The organism is Plantactinospora solaniradicis, from assembly GCF_042658085.1.
Lineage (GTDB): Bacteria > Actinomycetota > Actinomycetes > Mycobacteriales > Micromonosporaceae > Plantactinospora > Plantactinospora solaniradicis.
This window is the reverse complement of sequence record NZ_JBHSPR010000020.1, coordinates 38,794-53,834: the sequence shown is the minus strand read 5'-3', so window position 1 is coordinate 53,834 and position 15,041 is coordinate 38,794. Positions and strand designations below refer to the sequence as shown.

At 72.2% G+C, this 15,041-nt stretch carries 14 protein-coding genes; 6 read left to right on the top strand and 8 right to left on the bottom strand.

The window, feature by feature from the left end; all coding sequences use genetic code 11:
• Window positions 1-64: 64 nt before the first annotated feature.
• Window positions 65-676, bottom strand: a complete 612-nt coding sequence (locus tag ACFP2T_RS24600) for a TetR/AcrR family transcriptional regulator (protein WP_377425306.1) — start codon at window positions 674-676, stop codon at window positions 65-67.
• 185 nt (window positions 677-861) lie between these two features.
• On the opposite strand from ACFP2T_RS24600, the gene ACFP2T_RS24595 reads away from it, so the two are divergent.
• Entirely contained in the window at window positions 862-1,419 is a 558-nt protein-coding gene (locus tag ACFP2T_RS24595; RefSeq protein ID WP_377425304.1) for a DUF308 domain-containing protein, read from the top strand.
• A 70-nt stretch (window positions 1,420-1,489) separates the two neighbouring features.
• Here the strand turns inward: ACFP2T_RS24595 and ACFP2T_RS24590 are convergent, their stop codons facing one another.
• Window positions 1,490-2,446, bottom strand: coding sequence for a cyclase family protein (locus tag ACFP2T_RS24590; RefSeq protein WP_377425302.1), 957 nt, complete (start codon window positions 2,444-2,446; stop codon window positions 1,490-1,492).
• Window positions 2,447-2,562: 116 nt separating this feature from the next.
• A complete protein-coding gene (locus ACFP2T_RS24585; RefSeq protein ID WP_377425301.1) occupies window positions 2,563-3,165 on the bottom strand; it encodes a peroxiredoxin-like family protein in 603 nt (200 codons plus the stop codon).
• Window positions 3,166-3,238: 73 nt separating this feature from the next.
• Between ACFP2T_RS24585 and ACFP2T_RS24580 the strand changes: the two genes are divergently transcribed.
• Window positions 3,239-3,859 carry a TetR/AcrR family transcriptional regulator C-terminal domain-containing protein gene (locus ACFP2T_RS24580; protein ID WP_377425299.1) on the top strand — a complete coding sequence of 207 codons (621 nt, stop codon included), beginning with the start codon at window positions 3,239-3,241 and terminating at the stop codon, window positions 3,857-3,859.
• Between the two features lie 41 nt (window positions 3,860-3,900).
• Here ACFP2T_RS24580 and ACFP2T_RS24575 read toward each other — a convergent pair whose 3' ends face one another.
• Together ACFP2T_RS24575 and ACFP2T_RS24570 are read right to left on the bottom strand one after the other, a co-directional pair.
• A complete protein-coding gene (locus ACFP2T_RS24575) occupies window positions 3,901-4,608 on the bottom strand; it encodes a carbon-nitrogen hydrolase family protein (RefSeq protein ID WP_377425298.1) in 708 nt (235 codons plus the stop codon).
• Window positions 4,609-4,629: 21 nt separating this feature from the next.
• Entirely contained in the window at window positions 4,630-5,643 is a 1,014-nt protein-coding gene (locus ACFP2T_RS24570) for a UDP-N-acetylmuramate dehydrogenase (RefSeq protein ID WP_377425296.1), read from the bottom strand.
• Between the two features lie 79 nt (window positions 5,644-5,722).
• On the opposite strand from ACFP2T_RS24570, the gene ACFP2T_RS24565 reads away from it, so the two are divergent.
• Complete coding sequence (locus ACFP2T_RS24565) at window positions 5,723-6,478, top strand: protein phosphatase 2C domain-containing protein (protein WP_377425294.1); 756 nt, start codon at window positions 5,723-5,725, stop codon at window positions 6,476-6,478.
• A gap of 67 nt (window positions 6,479-6,545) precedes the next feature.
• Here the strand turns inward: ACFP2T_RS24565 and ACFP2T_RS24560 are convergent, their stop codons facing one another.
• Both ACFP2T_RS24560 and ACFP2T_RS24555 read right to left on the bottom strand, forming a co-directional pair.
• Window positions 6,546-7,535, bottom strand: coding sequence for a hypothetical protein (locus tag ACFP2T_RS24560; RefSeq protein ID WP_377425293.1), 990 nt, complete (start codon window positions 7,533-7,535; stop codon window positions 6,546-6,548).
• A gap of 139 nt (window positions 7,536-7,674) precedes the next feature.
• Window positions 7,675-8,736 (bottom strand): hypothetical protein, encoded by a 1,062-nt coding sequence (locus ACFP2T_RS24555; protein WP_377425291.1) that lies wholly within the window; start codon window positions 8,734-8,736, stop codon window positions 7,675-7,677.
• Window positions 8,737-8,947: 211 nt separating this feature from the next.
• On the opposite strand from ACFP2T_RS24555, the gene ACFP2T_RS24550 reads away from it, so the two are divergent.
• Genes ACFP2T_RS24550 through ACFP2T_RS24540 form a run of 3 tightly spaced genes read left to right on the top strand, consistent with a single transcriptional unit; the run spans window position 8,948 to window position 13,427 of the window.
• On the top strand, window positions 8,948-9,943 hold the full coding sequence (locus ACFP2T_RS24550) for an AAA family ATPase (RefSeq protein ID WP_377425289.1): 996 nt from the start codon (window positions 8,948-8,950) through the stop codon (window positions 9,941-9,943).
• Window positions 9,940-11,082, top strand: a complete 1,143-nt coding sequence (locus ACFP2T_RS24545) for a vWA domain-containing protein (protein WP_377425288.1) — start codon at window positions 9,940-9,942, stop codon at window positions 11,080-11,082. The genes ACFP2T_RS24550 and ACFP2T_RS24545 overlap by 4 nt, the downstream gene beginning before the upstream one ends.
• Window positions 11,079-13,427 carry a CHAT domain-containing protein gene (locus ACFP2T_RS24540; protein ID WP_377425287.1) on the top strand — a complete coding sequence of 783 codons (2,349 nt, stop codon included), beginning with the start codon at window positions 11,079-11,081 and terminating at the stop codon, window positions 13,425-13,427. The genes ACFP2T_RS24545 and ACFP2T_RS24540 overlap by 4 nt, the downstream gene beginning before the upstream one ends.
• 44 nt (window positions 13,428-13,471) lie before the next feature.
• On the opposite strand, the gene ACFP2T_RS24535 is transcribed toward ACFP2T_RS24540, so the two are convergent.
• A complete protein-coding gene (locus tag ACFP2T_RS24535; protein WP_377425285.1) occupies window positions 13,472-15,040 on the bottom strand; it encodes a CATRA conflict system CASPASE/TPR repeat-associated protein in 1,569 nt (522 codons plus the stop codon).
• Window position 15,041 lies beyond the last annotated feature (1 nt).

Here is a 15,041-nt window from a genome sequence, read left to right as displayed (position 1 = left end):
CGGGGGCTACCTGAAGCGCTCCGTCGCCCCGAAGCTGTACCAACTCACCTGTCTTCTGGCGGGATCAGGCATCCGCCGACTCGACAGGATCGGACGCGGCATGAGCGCGCAGCAGTCCCTCGACGCCGCGCAGGAAGGTGTCGCAGACCAGCGTCGGGTCGAAGAGGCAACCGGCGGCCATGGCGCCGTCGCGCAGCATGACGAAGTGCCGGGCGGCGGCCTCGGCGGGCGCTTCCTGAATGCGCGCCAGCAGTTCCGTGACGGTGTCCAGGAACCACTGGCGGTGGGCGAGCACCGCCCGGTGCACCGGGTGATCGGGGTCGGGATACTCGGCGGCGGCGTTGAGGAAGGCGCAGCCGCGGAAACCGGGGGACTGGATGCCCTGGGCGATCACTTCGCCAACGGCCCGGATGGTGTCGGCCGCCGGTAGCCCACCCTCGGCAGCCCCGTTGACCTGAGCGCGAATGGCCTCGTCGACCTGGCTCAGGTAGGCCAGAACGAGCTCCTCCTTGCCGGGGAAGTGCCGATAGAGGGTGGCGCGGGTCACCTGCGCTTCGGCGACGATGCGGTCGATGCCGACCGAGTGGATGCCCTCTTCGTAAAAGACCCTTGTCGCCGTGTTGAGCAGCCGGGACCGCGCTTCGGACGGCCGGCCTCCGGATTCTCCCCGCACCATGGCACCCATCGTAGCGGATAGAACGTTCGGTCTTGACGCTCTCCGGTCGCTGTGTCATCGTTCCCTGAGACAGAACGTTCGTTCTCCCTGGAGGCCGCCACGTGGCTCTTCGGAGCCACTCGCCCGATTCGTCCTCGGAGTCCGTTTACCGCAGCTCCAGACCAGGCAGTACCGAAAGGATCACCGTGACCCCCATTGCTGCACCCGCCATCCCCGCAGCGGCGTCCGCCCTGCGGCGGCTGTACGTCGTCCGCTTCGCGTTCGCCGTCGTCTGGGCCATCGTGATGTTCACGACCGCGTCGCACCTCGGGCCGCTCGCCGTCACGCTGCTCGTGCTGTATCCGCTGTTCGACGTGTTCGCCGCGCTCGTCGACGCTCGTTCGTCGCGGGCCACCGGATCGGTGCTCGGTCTTCACGTGAACGTCGCCGTCAGCCTGCTCACCGCTGTCGGCGTGGCCATCGCCGGCGCGTCCGGCATCCCCGCGGTCCTGCGTGTCTGGGGCGCCTGGGCGATCGTGGCCGGGGTGGTACAGCTGATCGTGGCCGCCAACCGTCGCAAGATGGGCGGCCAATGGCCAATGATCATCAGTGGTGCCATCTCCGTGCTCGCCGGCGCCTCGTTCATCGTGATGGCCGGAGCCGACGGTGCCACGCTGACCAACGTGGCCGGCTACGCCATCCCGGGAGGCATCTTCTTCCTCGTCTCGGCGCTCCGCCTCGGCCGCATCGCCGACGAGAACTGATATGGACACTCGCGCCGTCGGTGCCGTCACCGGGAACGGGTGCCGACACCGTCGGGCGCGAGTCCCCCGGTCAGAAGGTGGCGATCGGGTTGACCGGGCTGCCGGACGTACCGGCGAAGCGGACCGGCGCGACCGCGAGGTGGAAGTCCCACTGGCCAAGCTCGGCAGCGGTCGTCGCGCACACCTCCAGGTCGCAGTTGTCGAGCATCCACAGACCCATCGCGACGAGGCTCACGGCGTGGACCGGCATCAACACGTCTTCGTACCCCGACGGCTGAACGTCCTGAGGGGTGTCAGCGCCGATCAGCGCGACGTCGCGTTCATGCAGCCACGGCAGGCAGGACGCGTGCCAGCCGGCCTGCGTGAAACCGCTGGCCCCACCGGTCTCGTGCCGGAAGCGGCCATAGCCGGTGCGCAGGAGCACGGCATCGCCGGGCCGCACCCGCACACCCTGGCGACGCTCGGCCTCCTCGAGATCGTCGGGAAACACACCCTGCCCCGGCTCCAACCACGGCACATCACGGACCCTCGCGATGTCCAGCAGCACACCACGCGTGACGATCCCGTTCGCCGCCGCCGTGACGGCCCCCCACGCCGATCCCGTAGCGGCGTCGACCAGCGAGTGCGACCGCCCGTTGTACATCGTGCCGTCCCAGAAGATGTGGCACGGCGAGTCGACGTGGGTGATGGTGTTGCCGTGGAACGTGATGCCGACCCGCTCGGACGAAAAGCCCCAGCGCCGGTCGGCGTGGAATGCGGGCACCGGCATGTTCTCGGCACCCGGCATGTCGGCGGCGCACGGGCACGTCGTCGTCGACCGCTCCATCTCCTCCGGTACGGCAACCTCCCACGCGCAGGACACGCTCCTGCCGTGGCGTACGGCCCGGGCCGCCGCCAGCCGGACGTCGTCGGTGATGTGGTTCAGAGTGCCGAGCTCGTCGTCGTCGCCCCACCGTCCCCAGTTCGACAGCGTGTCGAAGTACCCGAGCACGTCGTCCTGTCCGGGCATCGCTCGCCCTGCCGTCATCCCAGCATCGACTCCTCCGGTCGCGGTTCGAGGCACCGCACAGGGTATCCCGCCCTTTTTGGGTCGCGCTGAACTACACCTACCTGCACCTGACCCCGCTCGGGGAATGGGACGGCTCAGCGCCGCTCCGGATCCGGGGATCGGGGCACCGATCGGGGTGCCGGGGCGGCCAGCGCGAGGAGTTCGTCGACCGACCACTGGTCGTAGACGTGCTCGCCGTACCGGTGTGCGAGCACCCGGCCGTCCGGCGCGATCAGGAAGTCGGCGGGCAGCCCCAGTCGGCCGCCCTCCGGGCTCGCCGCCGGCCCGCGCTCGCGCCGCCGGACGATCGCCCACGCGCTGCGCAGCACCGCCCGGACGATCGGCACCCAGGCACGCGGATCGAGCACGGCCCGGGGCGCCGACTCCACGCCGAACTCCGCGTAGAGCCGCTTGCCGGGATCGGGGATGACCGCGAACGGAAGGTCGGCCGTGTGCTGTCGCAGGTCGTCGGCGGAGGAGTGGAACACCACCACCTCGCGGACGCCGGCTGCCGTGATCTCGTCGTGCCGGACCACCACCGACCGCAGGTGCAGGTTGCAGACCGGACAGCCGGCGAATCGCCGGAACTGGAGATGGATCAGGTGTTCGCCATCCGGGACGGTGAGCGGGGGACCGGTGACCGGCGTGAGGGTGCGGGCGCTGACGACCCGGATCGGCGAACGTCGGGTGGTGGGCATCGGCAGCACTCCGGTCGTAGGCGTACAAAATATACCTACGATCGTAGGCGTATGTTGTACGCTGTCAAGCGCCATGCCGCGCCCGCGTTCACTCAGTCCCGTCCAGCTCGCCTCCGCCGCGCTCGCCGTCATCGACCGCGATGGACTCGTCGGGCTGACCATGCGGGCGGTCGCGAAGGAACTCGGGATGAGCACGATGGCCCTCTACCGCTACGTGCACGACCGGGCGGAGCTGGAGGCGCTGGTCGTCGAACTGGTGCTCGGTGCCGTCGACTCCACCCCGCCGCCGCCCGGCCCGCCCTGGCAGGCGCGGATCGAGGTGATGGTCGGGCGGGTCCGGGCCGCCGTCGGCGCCCATCCGGCGGTCGTCCCGCTGACCCTCACCCACCGGCACCGCTCACCCGGCGTGCTGCGCTGGTCGGAGACGGTGCTCGGCATCCTGACCGAGGCGGGCCTCGACGGCGGTCGGCGAGTCGTCGCGCTGCGCGGCCTGCTCAGCTACGTCGTCGGGGCGATCCAACTCGAACACCTCGGTGCGCTCTCCGGAGCCGGCACCACGGCCATCGCGGAACTGCCCCAGGCGGAGTTTCCACACCTCGCCGAAACCGCGCGGTCGGCGCGGCGGATCGGCCCCGACGAGGAGTTCGGCGGCGGGCTCGACATCATCCTGCGCGGCCTGACCGCCCCACGGTGAGTCTCCGGATCACGTGAGTGTCCTGATCAGGTGAGTCCTGATCAGGTGAGTGACGCGCGAGCGATCTCGCCCGGTCCGGTTCCCGCCTCGGCCACGACCCCGCCGTCCGGGTTCCATATCCGCGACCGGCCCGCGGCGTCGGAGTACCCTCCGCCGGTCGAGCCCGCGAAGCTGGCGATGGCCACCCAGACCCCGTGGTCGGCGGCTACCCGGCGGGCACGCTCCTCCTGGATCCCCGCATCCGAGGCGGAGTCCGTCGCCCCGGCCACGTACGCGTCGATGCCGAGCGCGGCGGTGTCGGCGGCGTGCCGAGGCACACCGGTGTCCTTGCAGACGGCGAGACCGAGTCGCCAGCCGTCCACGTCGAGCGCGACCGGCGTCGTGCCCGGGACGAACCACTCGGGCTCGGCACCGCCCAGCCAGATCTTCCGGTACGCCACGCTCGCTCCGGCGGCGTCGACGGCCAGCACCCCGATGGACGAGCGGCGGCCGGTGTCATCCGGCACCGGGGCCCCGGCCAGTGCGACCGAGCCCGATTCGGCGCAGGCCGCCACGAGCGGGGCGAGCCGCTGATCCTCGGCGGTGATCGCCGGGGCGTCCAGTTCGTACCCGGTCAGCGACAACTCGGGAAAGACCACCACCCGGGCACCGGCGGACCGGACCGTCGCGGCGTGGATCAGCGCGTTCGCGGCGACGTCGTACGGCACGCAGGGTGGCTGGGCGACGGCGATGGTCAGCGGCTGACGCATGAAGGGGGGCCGATCCGCTGCTCAGTACGAACAGTTGACGAGATTGCACTCCGGGTTGAGCCGGACGTCGAAGCGGGCCTCGACACCGTCGCGAATGTGCGCGGCGAACTTCATCACGTCCGCCGCCGTGGCGCCGCCCCGGTTGGTCAGTGCGAGCGTGTGCCGACTGGACAGGGCGACGCTCCCGTTGCCCCAGTCCGTGCCGTAGCCGCGATGGAAGCCGGAGTGCTCGATCAGCCACGCCGCGTGCAGCTTGGTCCCCTTGATGTCCGGCTGGCTGGGGCACTCCCGGGCCCGGTCGGGCACCTCTTCGAGCACCGGGTTGATGAAGAACGACCCGACGCTCCAGGTGTCGTGGTCATCGGGGTCCAGCACCATCCGCTTCTCCCGACGCAGTGCGATCACCGTCTCGCGTACGTCCGCCGGGGCCGCCGTGCCGCCGACCTCGATGCCCAGCCGCTGTGCGACCGCCGGAAAGGTGACCGGATTCGACTGACCGCTCCTTCGCAGCCGCATCGTCACGTCGAGTACGACCCAGCGGTCGCTGTGCTTGAAGACCGACTGCCGGTGGCTGCCGAATCCGCACTGCTCGGGGAGCCAACGCTCCACCTGGCCGGTCTCCCGGTCGTAGACCGACAGCGACTCCAGGACGTCGGAGGTCAGCGTGCCGTACGCCCCGACGTTCTGTACCGGTGTGCCCCCTGCCGAGCCCGGAATCCCGGACAGGGTCTCTATCCCGGCGAGTCCCTCCGCCACGGCGGTCCGGACCACCTGGTCCCATTCGACCCCGGCGGCGACGGTGAGCCGGTCGTCGACGATCTCGAACTCGGTCGACGCCATCTTGACCACCGTGCCCGGCCAGCCCACGTCGCCGACCACGAGGTTGGAGCCGCCGCCCATCACCAGCAGCGGCTCTCCCGCGCTGTCGGTGCTCCGCAGCAGGTCAACGGCGTCCGGGGTGGTCGTCGCGACGTGCAGCGCCCCGACCGGCCCGCCGATCCGCATGGTGGTGAGGTCAGCAAACGTGATTGTCACGGCTGGGAAGCTTACCGAGCGGCCCAGGTGCGGTGCCGGGCATCGGGCCGATGGCGGCGGAACCGGAAGAATCCTCGGCATGGATTTCGCCTTCGCGACCGAGCCGGCGCCGGGCCGACCCAACGAGGACCACCTCGTCGTGTCGGCCGGGTTCGCGATCCTGCTCGACGGGGTCACCGAACTGCCGGGGTTGGACACGGGCTGCCGGCACGGTCCGGGGTGGCTCGTCCGGATGCTCGGCGCGCACCTCGCGGCGGCGCTGTCGGCCGACCAGACGACGGGACTCGACCGGGCGCTGGCCGGCGCCGTCGACGCGGTCGGACGGCTGCACGCCGACACCTGTGACCTGACGAACCCGAACAGCCCGTCGTCGACCGTGGCGATCGTGCGCGAACGCGGCCAGCAGGTCGACTACCTCGTGTTGTGCGACTCGTCGGTGGTGTTCGAGGACGCCCGGGGCACCGTCGTGGTCAGCGACGACCGTACGGGCGGACTGCCCGGTTACGACCGCGACACCGTCGCCCGGCTCCGTAACCGGCCGGGCGGCTTCTGGGTGGCGTCGACCGATCCGGCCGTGGCAGCCGAGGCGATCACCGGCAGTGTCGACCGGAACGGGCTGGTCCGGCTGTTGCTCTGCACCGACGGCGTGTCCCGACTGGTCGACTTCTTCGGGCTGGGCTGGGCCGAGGTGTTCCGGCTGGCCGAGGCGGGCGGGCCCCGCGCGGTGATCGAGGCGGTCCGGGCCCGCGAGGTCCAGCACCCCGGTCGGCTCACCAGCGCCGGGCGTACGGTCAAGCGCCACGACGACGCGACCCTCGCCGTACTCCTGCGGTAGCGGCGGACGGCGGTGCGGCACGCCGGCCGATCGGGGAGGGCCGCGCCCATCCGGCCGGTACCGCCGACTATCCGGCGTCGAGCGAGCGGACGAGGTCACGCATCGACCGGATGCCGGAGCGGATCTCCTGGAGGTACCGGTCCGGCGCCGGCGATTCGTACACCGGTGCGGCGCCGATCGCGGTGGCGGCGAAGCCGACGGTCTGCACCGCGCATCCGTAGCCGTGCAGGATCCGCAGTGCGTCGCAGTGCTGGAACGGAACGTAGAGCGGCGTCGTCACCACCAGGACCCGGTCCCCGGTCGTCAGGCTGACGTTCCGGGCCCAGAACCGGTAGGTGTCCGGGGTGTTGGCGCGGCTTCCACCGGTCTCGGCGGGTGCGGCGAGCACCTCCAGGGGGCGGCCGGGGCCGTATGCGTGGCGGTAGACGCGCCACGAGGTCCGTTCCACGGCACCGGTCGAGCCCCGACGTCGCGCCGGCCGCTCGATCCCGAACGCCCGGCGTATCCCGATCTCCATCGCGTCGACCTCGAACTCCGCCGGTTCGCCGAGGACGGCGAGTTCGTGTCCGCCCAGGACCCGGAAACTGCCGAGTGCCGCCACCGTGCCGGCGGTCAGGCCGCCCCGGATGAGCTGGGCCGCGTACGCCGTGCGTTGCAGGCACGCCGGGGCCCGCCCGCCCAGCACGACCACGTGGTCGTACGACCGGTGTGCCACCGGCGCCGCGCCGACGAGCCCGAGCGCCCGCGCCGCCGACCGGACCAGTGCGGCGACCGCCGGAGTGAAGTCGACCCCGACCACCTGGTCACGCTCCACGCCGGTACCGGTCGGCGCCGCGCGCCGCTCCGCCTCCCGACGCCGGAAGTCCCAGTGTTCGGCGCTGAACTCGTCCAGCCAGGCGAGCAGGTCAGCGGTGCCCAGCCCCGGCAGTTCGGCGCCGAACGCGGCCACCAGGTCGGCCATCGGGCGGGAGGAGATCCAGCCGTGGACCCCGGCGACGATCTCGGGCCCGCCCGCCGACCCGGTGCCGGCGGGCAGGGGCACGGCCTGGTACGTCATGTCCGACATGCTGCCGCAGCCGAACCGGCCGTCGCGCCGGAAGAGCCCGGCTCGCGGCGTCGCCGCGTCGCCGCATCGCCGCGTCGACCGGCTCGCCCAGTTCGGGCAGGTCGCCAAGGTCGCCGGGGCGCCCAGGTCGTCAGGCCAGGGACCTCTCCCCGGCGAGTGTCTCGGCGGCGTCGACCAGCAGCCGGCGCGCGGACCGGATCGCCGACAGGGTCTCCTGGAGCAGGTACTCGGCGGTCTGCGGCCGGTCGTTCCACTCCGCGCCGTACCCCACGGTGTCGAGGTCGACCCCGAACGGCAGGTACAGCTGCCGGAGCCCGTCGAACGCCTGGAACGGTACGAACACCTGCGTCGTCACCACGAGTACCCGGTCCCCGAGACGCGGTCGTGCGCACCGGGCCCACAGGCGCAGGGTGTCGGCCGTGTCCGGTCGCAGCGGCGGGCGTCCGGTGCTCGCGGAGAGCACCGAGCCGATCGGCTGCCCGTCGGCGCCGACGAGTGCGGCCCGGCGCTCGTGGGTGAAGGCCGGTGGCGTCTGCTCTGCCCGGGGCAGGTTGCGGGCGGACCAGTTCGGGCACGCGTTCTCGGCCGAGGGGCAACCGCACAGGAAGGTCACCTCGGCGGTGTCCAGCCCGAACTCCGCCCGAACCGCCCCGATCATCAGGTCGAACTCGTCGGTGGCCCCCGGCGCGTACCGCTCGGCGGCCGGGCGCTCGGGCGGTTCGTGGATGAGGAGGCGGGGGCTGCCGAGGAAGCTGACCTCGCCGAGGGCGACCCCGGAGGCCTGTAGCTGCGCCGCGTACCGGGCGCGGAGCAGCGGTGACCGGTAGCCGCCGCCGAGCACGAGCGTCTTCCCGTAGTCACGCGATCGGGGTGGATGCGGGCTGACCAGGCCGAGCGCGTCGGTCAGCCGCAGGACCAGGGCCCGGGTCTCCGGGCTGAAGTCCGCGTGCACCGCCTGCGAGCGCTCCCGGTAGCTGGACCCGTCCCGGGTACGAAAGTTGAAGTGCGTGGCGGCGGTCTGCTCGATCGCGAGGGTCCGGCGGAGGACATCCGTCTGCCCCGCGGACAGCCCCTTGACGGCGGGGTCGGTCTGTCGAAGGAGCGAGTCGAGCCATTCCGGCAGGTCCTCGTCGAGATGGAGCCAGTCGCTCCGGTCGGCGTGTCCGTCGAAGATGTCGAGCAGTTCCGTCATCGGTTCACTGAACAACCATTTCTCGACCAAGGCGAACGCGTGTGTCGCCCGATCGACCTCCTGCTGTGCCGCTGGAGCTTGGGGTATGGCCGCGTCCGCCGTCACGCCCAGCACAGTACCGGCGGCAGTTGATCTCTTCAACGATCCGTCGATGTCGTACCGGCAGGTCGTAGGATCGACAGATCTTGGACCGTCGACCGATACTCTGCCGGTGACGACACCACGGTTCGGAGGTCCCTCCGAACTCGCCGCCGCGCTGGACGAGGTCGGGTACCTCCCGGACACCGGGCTTGCGGCCGCCGCCTTTCTGGCACAGCGCCTGCGTCGTCCACTCTTCCTCGAAGGCGATCCGGGAGTGGGAAAGACCGCGTTCGCGCGGGCGATGGCCGACGTGTTGGAGGCGGAGCTGATCCGCCTGCAGTGCCACGGCGGCATCGACGCCACCCAGGCCCTGTACGACTGGAACTTCCCCCGCCAGATACTCGAACTGCGCGCCGCCGGCGAGTCAGCCGGCGTGACGCCCGACGTCACGTCTCTCTACACCCGAGAGTTCCTCGTGCGGCGGCCGATCCTGAAGGCTGTCGAAACCAGTCCGTCCGTCCTGCTCGTGGACGAGATAGATCGCGCCGACGACGAATTCGAGGCATTGCTGCTGGAGGTGTTCGAGAACAATTCGGTGAGCATTCCCGAACTCGGCACCATCAGCGGCGCCACCCCGCCGCTGGTGGTCCTGACGTCGAACCGGACCCGTGAGGTCCATGACGCGCTAAAGCGGCGGTGCCTCTACCACTGGATCGACCATCCGGATCTCTCGCGAGAGGTCGAGATCCTGCGCCGGAGGGTCGAAGGGCTGCCGGACGAGCTGGCGGGACAGGTCGCCGCGGCGATGCGGCGGCTCCGCGCCGCGAACCTGGTCAAGCCGCCGGGCGTGGCCGAGGCGATCGACCTGGCCCGCGCGGCCGTCGAACTCGGCGAGCGTTCGTTGACCGACACGCTGGCCGACGCCGCGCTCGGTACGGTCGCGAAGCACCACGACGACCGCGCCGAGGTACGCCGACTGCTGGCGCCGGCACCGCTCGCGGCATCCTCATTCGCGGCCGATCCCGACCTGCCCGACCTGCCCGACCGTGCCGACCGCGCCGACCGCGCCGACCGGGCCGACCGCGCCGACCATGACGGGCACGAAGCCGGACGGGGCCGAGCATGAGCGGCGCTGACCTGGCGTCGGAGCTCGTCGGGTTCGCGGCCGAGTTGCGGTTGGCCGGGGTCGCCGTCGATCCGGCCCGGATCGCCGTCGCGGCGTCCGCGCTCACCGAGTTCCCGTCGGCCGGGCCGGACGCGATCTACTGGGGAACGAGGCTGACGCTCTGCTCCCGCAAGGCCGACCTGCCACTGTTCGACGCCGCGTTCGCCGCCCGGTTCGGCCGCCGCCCGGCAGCGGAGCCGGCACCCGGGCCGCCGGCCGAGCCGGTCGTGGCAACCGCGATCCCCGTGGACGGAACCGCCCACGGGGCCCCGGAGGGGCCGGCGGACGAACCCGGCGCGGACGCGTCCGGCGTGGACCCGCAGCGCGTACCGGGCGTCGGGGCGGCCGGTGTGGAACGGCTCGGTGCTCGGGACCTGAGGACGCTGACCGAGACCGAACGCGCCGAGGTCCTCGCCCTGATCGCCCTGCTGGGCGCGCCGGCCCGATCCCGTCGGTCGATGCGCCGGATTCCGGGTGGACGGACCCGGATCGACGTCGGCCGGACGGCCTCGGCGATGGTGCGTGGCGGCGGAGAGCTGGTACGCCTCCACTATCGACGCCGCACCGAGCAGCCCCGACGGCTCGTCCTGCTGCTCGACGTCAGCAAGTCGATGCGGCTGTACAGCGATGCCCTGCTCCGGTTCGGGTACGCGGCCGTCCGGGCCGATCCCCGTACGACGGAGGTGTTCACCCTGGGCACCCGGTGTACGCGGATCACCTCGGCGCTGCGGGCCCGGAACCCGGACCTGGCCCTGCGTACGGCCACCCGGCTCGGCGCCGACTGGGGCGGCGGTACGCTCCTCGGCCCCACCCTGCGGGAGTTCCTGCGTCGGTGGGGCGGCAGCGGCACGGTCAGGTCCGCGATCGTGGTGATCGCGTCCGACGGTTGCGAGTTCGGTGCCCCGGAATTGCTGGCCCGCCAGGTGGCGCGGCTCTCCCGGCTCGCGCAGCTGCTGGTCTGGGTCAACCCGCAGCAGGGATGGCCGGGGTTCGAGCCGTCGGCACCCGGACTCGTCGACAGTTTGTCGTACGTCGACAGGACGCTGCCGGGGCACAGCCTCGACGCGCTCCGGAAGCTGGCGGAGGTGGTCTCCCGATGACCGGCCCGACGAGCGGCGCGACGACGGGTCGGCGCGGGCCGTCCGTACCCGTTCGCCGGGTGCTGGCGCGCGACGCGCTGCTCCTGCTGGCCGCGGACGCCGACCTGGCCGTCGGCATCGTCCGGCAACGCGAGAGCCTCGCCCGGAAGGCCAGGGACGAGCCGAACCTCTTCGCGGTCGCGCTGCGGCATCACCTGGCCGCGGCGCGGAGCGCCGACGCCTGGGCGATCAGGGCCCAGGCCTGGGCGTACGCGGGGACGATCGTGCACTTCTGCGGACTCGTCGGCATCCCGATCGATACCGCCCACACCCCGGCGGACCTGTACGCGCGGGCCCTGACGGAGTTGGCGGAGGACACCGACCGGCTCTACAAGGACCTGACGCTCGGGGTGGGCAGCAGATATCTCGCGGCCCGCAGCCTCCGGTTGCACGGCGAGTACGCCGCGGCGCTCCGGCTGGTCGTCTGCCCGGCCACCTTCTTCCACGGGACCGGGGCGGAGCCGCACCGGGGGCACTTCCTCTACGAGCACGGCGCGTCGCTGATCTGGATGGGGCAGGCGATGCAGGTCCGGGACACTCTCGGCGAACTGGAGGAGGAGTACTGGAACTCCACCCGGGCCGCCGGCTACTCGACCCGGCACCGCTACGACTTCGTTCTCGGGCTGGCCGCCTGGGAACAGGGCGACCACGCCGAGGCGGTCCGGGGGATGGGCGTCGCACTGGACCGGGTCGGCCGGCCGGTGCCGGTGTCCGGCCAGCCCGGCGGCCCGGCGCCGGATCCGGACGAGGACCGGGGTGTGCTGGAGCTGTCGGCGGCCCTGGCCCTGGCCGAGTGCCTGGCGACCGGCGAGCGGACGGCAGAGACCGTCGGGCGGGCGGTGGAGCTGGGCCGCCGGGCCCTCGACGCCGCAGAACGGGTCCGGGGCCGGTGGCGGGTGGTCGCCCGGTCCCGGGCGCCGCTGGCGGTCGCCTTCCGGCGGGTCTACGGCGACATCGCCCTGCTGGCCGCCGCGCTGCCGGGTACGGACGCGGCCGAACTCGGACTCCGGGTCGCGCTCTCCGCCAAGCAGACCGGGTTCGCGAGCCGGATGCGCGCGGGTCGACTCCTGCTGAGTCCACACGTCAGTGGCCTGGTCGACGAGATCGTGCGGGCCGAGGACCAACCGGCGGAGAGCCTGGTCGGCGACGAGGCGTCCCGACAGCGGGAGCTGACGGATCTGCACTGGCAGCTCGAGGAGGCGGTGTCGCCGATGCTGGCCGACACGGTGCTGCCGGCGCCGGCCGACCTGGCGCAGCTGGTCGACGTCATCGGCACCCGGTACGCCCTGGACTACGTCGCGCTTCCGGACACGCTCGGCGACGGCACCAACTGGTTCCGCGCGTTGGTCGAGCCGGAGCGGTCGGTCAGTTTCGAGCAATTCACTCCCGGCCCGGCGTACGCGGCGTTCTTTCACGGCACGGACGGCACGGACGGCACGGAGAAGTGGCTCGGCCGGCTCGGGGACGCCGACGGCGACGCCGGGCCGGACTGGCGCGGCCTCGCCCGCGAACTGCTGCCGGCGCGGTTGCTGGCGGTGCTGGGGGCCCGCACCCGCGACGATCCGATCGAGTTGCTGGTCTCCGCGCATTCCGTGCTGAGCCTGCTGCCGTGGGTGGCGTTGCGGATCGACGACGCGGGTACCCGACTGGTCGAACGGGCGGTGACCGCCCAGTGCCCGGTGCTGACCTGTCTGTCGTACGAGGAGCCGCCGCCGGTGACCGGACCGGCGCTGGTCCGGCTCGTGTCCCGGGCCGAGGGCGGCGTCAACATCCGGCAGGAGCGGATGGCCTGGGACCTGGACAACGAGGCGGAGGTCCTGCCGCTGCACCGCTGCGCCGTCGGCCCCGTCTCGGCACCGGTCGGGCTCGACGGTCGGCTCGTCGACGCGATGGCGGACGAGTCCGCCGGTTGGCAGTTCGTGCACATCGCCGCGCACGGCGACGGCGAGGGGCTGGGCCAGTGTCTCCGGCTGCCCGAGCCGCTGGCCGCCGGGACGGCGCTCGGCCTGCACTGGCCGCCGTCGGTGCTGATGGCCTCCTGCCATGTCGGGCAGCTGGTGAACCCCGCGCACGCCGAGCCGTTGAGCTTCGTCATGGCGCTGCTCACCGGCGGCTCCCGGTGCGTCGTCGCCGGGATCGACGAGATCCCGGATCGGCTCACCGGGGCTGCGGCGAGCCGGATCGTGGACGAGATCAGGGACGGTGCCGTCCGGCTCGACGTGGCGCTCCGGCGGGCCCAGCTGGACGCGGTGCGGCATCGGGGCCCGGAACTGGGCTGGGCGCTGCTGAGCGCGTACGTCCGCTGATCGGTGGTGTGGTCGACGAGTGCCCGGTGGCGGTCGCGGGTGGGTCAGGGCGGTGGGTCGGTACCGGCCGGCCGGTCGAGCTGGCGGGACCGCAGCCGGGCCAGCGCGGTCGCGGCGAGACCGACGACGAGGCTGAGCAGCCAGGTCGGCAGCTTGTCGAGCGGGTGGCCGTCGATGGCGTACGACACGACCTCGCCGACGAGCCAGCCCAGACTCGCACCCAGCGCGAAGGTCGCGAGATAGTCGACGGTACGCAGCGGCATGTCCCGGGAGATGTTGCTCGACCAGCGCGTGGCGGCGGTCGGCAGCGCGAGCGCGAGGCTGCCGAGTACCGCGATGAGGGGCGCCTGCAGCAGGGCCGGAATGTCGACCTTGGTCTCGAACGCCTGCACGGCGGCCAGGATCATCACGATCGCCCCGACGACCGACGTCTGGACGAGCAGTAGCTGCTGCTGGAACGCGCCGAGGCCGCGTTGCACGGCGGTGGCGGTCAGCGCGGACACCCGGTCGGCCCGCTCCCGCGAGATGTCCAGGTACGCGATGTCGTCCCCGATCCGTTCGGACAGGACCTTCGCCATCGCCTGGTCGGCGGCGAGTGGCCCCCGTGCGGACGGCAGGGCCGGAACCGCCGCGGTCATGTTCGCCTTCGCGACGCCAACGGTCCAGGCGACCTTGCGCAGCCGCGCCAGCGTGGTGATCATCCCGGTCGCGTCGGTCTGGAGCTGGGTCAGCGCGTCGTCCGCCCGGACGAGGTCGGCCGGTGCCGTCGACGCGGACCGGTGCAGCGCCAGGAGCCGGTCGACGGCGCCGTCGATGTCGAGGCACAGTTGCCGGATCCGGGGGAAGTCCGCGTTGTGCACGGCCAACTCGTAGCGCAGCTTCTCGCTGTCCAGGAGGTAGTAGACGAGCGGGCCGAGCACCCGCCCGCCACTGGTCCAGGCGAACGCGTCCAGCTCGTCCTCGGCGGACTCCTGGCCGATCAGGATGAGCCGCCGCTCGCCGGGGTGGCGTGCCGGCGGTTCCCAGAGGAGGAAGTCCTGTGCGGTCCTCGACCAGTCGCGGGTCCAGGCCGTGGCGCCGCCCGGGTCCGGTACGGCCCCGCCGATCGCCGCCGCGATCCGTCCGACCGTCTCCTCGTCGAGCGGCGACTCGACGTAGGCCACGTAGATCCGCAGCGTGCCCAGGTCACCACCGGCTCCGGTGCCCGGCTCGGCGCCTGCTCCCGCGTGCGGCTCGGCGGCTGCGCCCGCACCCGGCTCGGCGGTCGTGCCATGCGGCCACTGGGCGTCCAGGTCGGCCCAGGTGGACGTCTCGAGGTTGGGCGCCAGCAGGACGGTGAGGCACATCGAGTCGCTGGCGGCGGAGAGCACCGCCTCGTAGACCCGATCGTCGTCGTGTCGCCCCCGACGGGTGGCGAGCACGTCGAATCCACGGGCGGACGTACCCGGCGGAACCCGGATCGTCGCGACGTCGGCATCGGGCGGTCCGACCTGCTTGTCCAGGAAACCCCGGTTCCACAGCGCCCGGAGGCGGTCGGGTACGCCCGAACCGTCGTCGCCGGTCTGGTCGAGTCTGGCGAACTCGTGGATCAGGAGCGCCGGCCTGATGAGCATT